Below are 6,291 nucleotides of genomic sequence, written 5' to 3'. Positions count from 1 at the left end.
GCCTTTTTTGTGGGGGCTTTTATTTCTGCGACGTTTTTAGTGCTTTCTTTATTTGTTAAAAACCACCTCATTTTTTATTATTTCTCTGTGCACCGCGTCGAATTGCACGATTACGCCGGTCTTACCGATCCTGTGGCACCGGTTCGAGCAGCTGTGGTCGCGGTTCCGGCGCCGCGGCCCTCAACGCATCGGCGGAAATATCGTCGGGCTGGGTCTGCGATTCGATCTCGGCCCGCACCCGCGCCTGATAGTTGGACACCTCGCGGTCGATATCCTCGGCGTCCCACCCGAGAACGGGCGCGACCAGATGCGCGACCTGCTCGGCGCAGTGCGCGCCGCGATCGGCGTACTCGATCGAGATGCGGGTGCGCCGGGCCAGGATGTCGTCGAGGTGCAGTGCGCCCTCGGCAGCGGCCGCGTACACCGCTTCGACCTGCAGGTAGGCGGGCGCGTCGGTGATCGGTTGCAGCAGTTCGGGTTTGCCTGTGGCCAGCGACAGCACCTCGTCGACGACCGAGCCGTAGCGGTCGAGCAGGTGCGTCATCCGATACGGGTGCACGCCGTAGTGCTCGGCCAGCTGGACGGTCTGATTCACCAGGGCGAAGTAGCCGTCGGCGCCGAGCAGCGCGACCTTCTCGGTGATCGACGGCGACACCCGCGCCGGAATGTCCTGTGCCGCTTCGTCCATCGCGTCGGCGGCCATCACCCGGTAGGTGGTGTACTTGCCGCCCGCGATGCTCACCAGACCCGGTGCGACGCGGGCCACGGCGTGCTCGCGCGACAGCTTGGAGGTCTCGTCGCTCTCCCCGGCGAGCAGCGGGCGCAGTCCCGCGTAGACGCCGTCGATGTCGGCCGGGGTGAGCGGGGTGACCAGCACTTCGTTCACCCGCTCGAGCAGGTAGTCGATGTCGGCCTTGGTGGCGGCCGGGTGCGCGAGGTCGAGGTTCCAGTCGGTGTCGGTGGTGCCGATGATCCAGTGCGCGCCCCACGGGATGACGAACAGCACCGAGCTGGTGGTGCGCAGGATGATCGCGGCATCGCTGACGATGCGGTCCCGCGGCACCACGATGTGCACCCCTTTGGACGCGCGCACATGGAACCGGCCGCGCTGCCGCGACAGACCCTGCACCTCGTCGGTCCACACGCCGGTCGCGTTGATCACCACATTCGCGCGCGCCTCGCCGGTGCGCCCGTCCTCGGTGTCGCGCATTTTCACGCCGACGACCCGGTCGGCCTCCCGCAGGAACCCCACCACCTGGGTCGACGTGCGGATGACCGCGCCGTAGTGGGCGGCGGTGCGGGCCACGGTCATGGTGTGGCGGGCGTCGTCGACGACGGTGTCGTAGTAGGTGACACCGCCGATCATCGAATCCCGGCGCAGCCCCGGAGCCAGCCGCATCGCGCCGTGCCGGGTCAGATGATGCTGTCCAGGAACGGATTTCGAACCGCCCATGGTGTCGTAGAGGGTCAGGCCCGCGGCCACGTACGGCCGCTCCCACACGCGGTGGGTCAGCGGATACAGGAAGCGCAACGGCTTCACCAGGTGCGGCGCCAGCGTCGACAGCGCCAGCTCGCGTTCCTTCAGCGCCTCCCTGACCAGCCCGAACTCGAACTGTTCAAGGTAGCGCAAGCCGCCATGGAACATCTTCGACGACCGGCTCGAGGTCCCCGACGCCAGATCGCGGGCCTCGACGAGCGCGACCGACAGGCCACGGGTGGCCGCGTCGAGCGCGATACCCGCGCCGACCACGCCGCCGCCGACGACCAGCACGTCGAATGGGTCCTTACCGAGGCGTGCCCAGGCGGTGCGCCGCTGGTCCGGTCCGAGCTGACCTGGCCCGAGCCGGTCCCGTTGACCGCCCGCGACCAGTTCCCCGGGGTGCAGGAACGGAAACTCCGGTGTCTGCGACATGCTCGACTCCTCGCCGCCGACCGCGGAACGGCCGGTCCCAGCCGACAGTGGGTCGACGCCGGTGCACGCTCCCGGCGCCGCTGCGTACAACGCTAAACGTAGTGCCACCTCGCCGCTCGTGCTGGATTCGGCGGGGCGCGCCTCCCGCCTTTCGGTAACCTGCACCAATGCGTCGCTATGTGGCCGCCATCGATCAGGGCACGACTTCGAGTCGCTGCATCGTCTTCGACCGGCAGGGCCGGATCGTCGGGACCGCGCAGCGGGAACACCGGCAGATCTTCCCGAAACCGGGCTGGGTCGAGCACGATCCGGCGGAGGTGTGGCGCAATACCGAATGGGTGCTCGGCGCCGCGCTGGGCAACAGCGGCTGCTCGGCCGGTGATCTGGCCGCGATCGGCATCACCAACCAGCGCGAGACCACCGTCGTCTGGGATCGGGCCACCGGCGAACCGGTGTACAACGCCATCGTCTGGCAGGACACCCGCACCGACCAGCTGTGCACCGAACTGGCGGGCGACCAAGGCCCGCAGCGCTACGCCGAGCGCACCGGCCTGCCGCTGTCGACCTATTTCGCCGGGCCGAAGTTGCGCTGGATCCTCGACAATGTCGACGGCGTGCGCGCCCGCGCCGAGGCCGGTGACCTCTGTTTCGGCACCATGGACAGCTGGGTGCTGTGGAAGCTGACCGGTGAGCACCTCACCGACGTCACCAATGCCTCGCGCACCATGCTGATGGATCTGCGCACGCTGCAATGGGATTCGCAGATCTGCGCCGAATTCGACATCCCGATGTCACTGCTTCCGCGGATCCGCAGCTCCTCGGAGGTCTACGCCGAGATCACCGCGGGCCCGTTCGCGGGCGCACCGGTGGCGGGCATCCTCGGCGACCAGCAGGCCGCCACCTTCGGCCAGGCGTGCCTGTCCCCCGGCGAAGCCAAGAACACCTACGGCACCGGCAATTTCATGCTTCTCAACACCGGAACGACGCCGGTGATCAGCAAGCACGGCCTGCTCACCACCGCCTGCTACCAGCTCGGCGACCAACCCGCCGTCTACGCCCTGGAAGGGTCGATCGCCGTCACCGGTTCCCTGGTCCAGTGGCTGCGCGACAATCTCGGCATCATCGGCTCGGCCGAGGAGGTGGAGCCGCTGGCCCGCAGCGTCGACGACAACGGCGGCGCCTACTTCGTCCCCGCCTTCTCCGGCCTGTTCGCCCCGCGCTGGCGCCCCGACGCCCGCGGCGTCATCGCCGGCCTCACCCGCTTCGTCACCAAGGCCCACTTGGCCAGGGCCGCACTGGAATCCACCGCGTTCCAGACCCGCGAGGTCGTCGACGCCATGCGCGCCGACGCGGCCGCCCAGCAGCTCGACCTGGAACTGACCACCCTCAAGGTCGACGGCGGCATGACCGGCAACGACCTGCTCATGCAGTTCCAATCCGACATCCTCGACGTCCCCGTCGTCCGCCCGGTGGTCCGCGAGACCACCGCCCTCGGCGCCGCCTACGCCGCGGGCCTCGCCGTCGGCTACTGGTCCGGCCTCGACGACCTCCGCGCCAACTGGACCGCCGACCACACCTGGTCCCCCACCATGCCGGACGACGAACGCGTCCTGCGCTACAGCGAATGGAACAAGGCCGTCGAACGCACCTACGGGTGGGTCTGAGGGCTCAGAGCGCGCGAGCCAGCCTGGCCACGGCCTCGGTGAGAGTGGCCTCGTCGGAGGTGGTGAAGCACAGGCGCATGGAGCTGCGGTAGGCGTCCGAGACGGCGAAGGCGGCGCCGGGGACGTAGGCGACGCCGGCTTCGAGGGCCTTGGGGAGGAGGGCGGAGGTGTCGGTGTCGTCGGTGAAGTCGGCCCAGACGAACATGCCGCCCGCGGCGTCGGTGCAGCGGACGCGGTCGGTGAAGGTGGTGCGGACGGCGTCGACCAGCGCGTTGGCGCGGGTGCGGTAGGCCTGGCGGATCGAATCGACGTGGGCGGCAAGCCAATCGGTGTCGGTCAGCAGGTCGGTGGCGATCTGGTGGGTGAGGGCGGAGCCGCAGAGGTCGGCGCCCTGCTTGAGGAGTTCGACTGCGCGACAGACGCGGTCGGGGGCCACCATCCAGCCGACGCGCAGCGCGGGAGCCAGGATCTTGGAGACGCTGGAGAGGCGGATCACCTGAGGTGAATAGGTGGCGACCGGGTCGGGGGCGGGCTGGTCGAACCAGAGTTCGCCGTACGGGTCGTCCTCGATGACCCAGAAGCCGTGCGCCTCAGCGAGTTCCGCGAGACGGCGGCGGCGTTCGGGGGCGAGGGTGACACCGCCGGGGTTGTGGAAATTGGAGACGGTGTGCACGACGGCGGGGCGTTCGCCTGCGGCCAGCAGGTCCTCCAGGACGTCGACGCGCATACCGTCGGAGTCCAGCGGCACGGCGACGATACGCGCGCCCGCGGCCCGGAACACTTGCAGCGCACCGACATACGCCGGATCCTCGACGATCACCAGCGCGCCGGGATCGAGCAGGACCTCGGCGAGCAGCGACAGCGCCTGCTGGGAACCGTGGGTGATGAACACCTCGTCCACCGGCACGGCGCGGCCGATCCTGGCGGTCTCCCTGGCCGCGATCACCGCGCGCAGCGCGGGCAGGCCGGGCGACTCGGTGTACTGCAGGACCGCGGCATCGGCCAGCGCGGACTCGGCGGCGACGGCGATCCGCCCACTCGGCATCAGCGCCGCGTCGGGCAGCCCGCCCGCCAGGCTGATGACGTCGGCGCGCGCGGTGAGTTTGAGCAGGTCCCTGATCGCCGAGCTCTGCAGGCCGGCGAGCTTGCCCGCCAATGGAATGGTCAGCGACATGGAAACCTCCGGGTACACCAAGAGAAGCAATCATCCTACGATTGCATATCACTCACCAGGATGTGAAATTAGCGTCCCGAATAGTGAGACCCTACCGCGCGGTGATCGACTTGACCTGCCACTTTCCTTCGGTGTTGGTGGTGACGATCTCCTGCTTGTACACGATCGCCGAGCCGTCGGGATGCCATTCGCGCAGTTCCACGTCGTACCTGCCGGTGGTGGTCTCGCGCATCTTCACGCAATGCTTGGAACCGGCCGGGATCAGGTCGTCGATCGCCTTCTGGATCGTCTCGGCCGGGGAGATGTTCTCCGCGTCGGGCGCGACGTACTCGCGCACCTTGGCACCGGACCGGTCGACGTAGAAGGCGTACTGGAAACCGAGGATCGCCTTGGCGCCCGTCGACGTGTCACCGGGACCGTTGCCCACGGTGACCGCCTGCTCGGCCACGGCCTTGCAGTCGGTGGGCGAGGTGATCGACGGGATCGGAGCCGCGGTCCTGCCAGGATCCTCGCCACCACCACGCTTGACCAGGCCGATCGTGAGCACCAGCGCGACAACGAGCAGCACCGCGGCCGCCGCGCCACCGATGATCCAGCGCATCCGCTGGTCGGTTTCCTTCTTCTCGCTGACCGGCGCGACCGGGGTCTTCGGCGCGAGCCTGCGGGCGATCGGATCATCGGCCCAGGACAGACCCTGCTCGGCGGGCGGCTTCGGCACCCCGCCACTCTCGTCGGGGCTGTTCCACCAGGCCTTGTCCTCGGCCTTGGCTTCCTCGGCGATGGGCGCGCGCGTGGTCTCGGGCGCGGGCTGGCGCACCATCTCCGGCGTCGACACGCGCGCGGACTCGGGCGCGGGCTCGGCGGGAGCTTCCGCACGCGGACCCGGCTGGCCGCGCCGGATCACCTCGGTGAGTTCGCGACCCGAGGTCACCGGCACCGAGTCACCGAAGGGCGAGCTGTCCCGGCGCTGCGGCGGCTCACCGGTGAATCGGACGGTCTGATCCTCCGACGGCGCGCCGACCCGCGGGTCTGGGGCACCGAACGGCGAGACGTCGCCCGCGGGACGCGGCGGCGGGCTCTGCGGTGGAGCAGGCGGTGGCGTGGCCACCGCACCGCCGAAGACAGAGGTGGGCGCGGATTGGTTGTGCGGCGGCTGAACCGGAGGGCGCGGCGGCATGGTGGGCGGCCCCGGCGGCGGCGCCACCGGCGGCGTCCCGGCGACCGGCGCGCCGAACGGACTCGCGGCAGGCGGACCCGATGCGGGCGGACCGGCCGGACGCCAGCCCATCTCCGGTATCGAACCCGGCGGGGCAGGCGGCGGCGCCGCGGCGAGCGGCCCGCCGAAACCGGTGGGCTCGTCGTCGACCGGCGGCCCGAAATCGCCTACGGGAGGACCGAATCCGGCCGCGGGTCGTTGATTGCCGCGCTCGTTGTCGTCACCGTCGGTGCCCAAGTCCAATCCTTTCCCCAGGACACACGTGTGGGGGGGGGGCACCCCACCGCCCCACACCACCTACAGCGTGTCAGTACCCAGTGGCGTA

General features: G+C 69.6%; 4 protein-coding genes. 1 reads left to right on the top strand and 3 read right to left on the bottom strand.

Annotated elements, in window-relative coordinates; translation table 11 throughout:
* Positions 1-121 precede the first annotated feature (121 nt).
* Positions 122-1,912, bottom strand: a complete 1,791-nt coding sequence (glpD, locus tag ACFWPJ_RS09490) for a glycerol-3-phosphate dehydrogenase (protein ID WP_378849171.1) — start codon at positions 1,910-1,912, stop codon at positions 122-124.
* 167 nt (positions 1,913-2,079) lie between these two features.
* On the opposite strand from glpD, the gene glpK reads away from it, so the two are divergent.
* Positions 2,080-3,576, top strand: coding sequence for a glycerol kinase GlpK (gene glpK / locus ACFWPJ_RS09485; protein WP_378849169.1), 1,497 nt, complete (start codon positions 2,080-2,082; stop codon positions 3,574-3,576).
* 4 nt (positions 3,577-3,580) lie between these two features.
* On the opposite strand, the gene ACFWPJ_RS09480 is transcribed toward glpK, so the two are convergent.
* Both ACFWPJ_RS09480 and ACFWPJ_RS09475 read right to left on the bottom strand, forming a co-directional pair.
* Positions 3,581-4,750 carry a PLP-dependent aminotransferase family protein gene (locus ACFWPJ_RS09480; protein WP_378849167.1) on the bottom strand — a complete coding sequence of 390 codons (1,170 nt, stop codon included), beginning with the start codon at positions 4,748-4,750 and terminating at the stop codon, positions 3,581-3,583.
* A gap of 91 nt (positions 4,751-4,841) precedes the next feature.
* A complete protein-coding gene (locus ACFWPJ_RS09475; protein WP_378849165.1) occupies positions 4,842-6,203 on the bottom strand; it encodes a hypothetical protein in 1,362 nt (453 codons plus the stop codon).
* Positions 6,204-6,291 lie beyond the last annotated feature (88 nt).

The organism is Nocardia sp. NPDC058497, from assembly GCF_042720195.1.
Taxonomy (GTDB): Bacteria; Actinomycetota; Actinomycetes; order Mycobacteriales; family Mycobacteriaceae; genus Nocardia.
The sequence above is the reverse complement of the archived record's forward strand: the minus strand, read 5'-3'. Positions and strand labels throughout refer to the sequence as shown.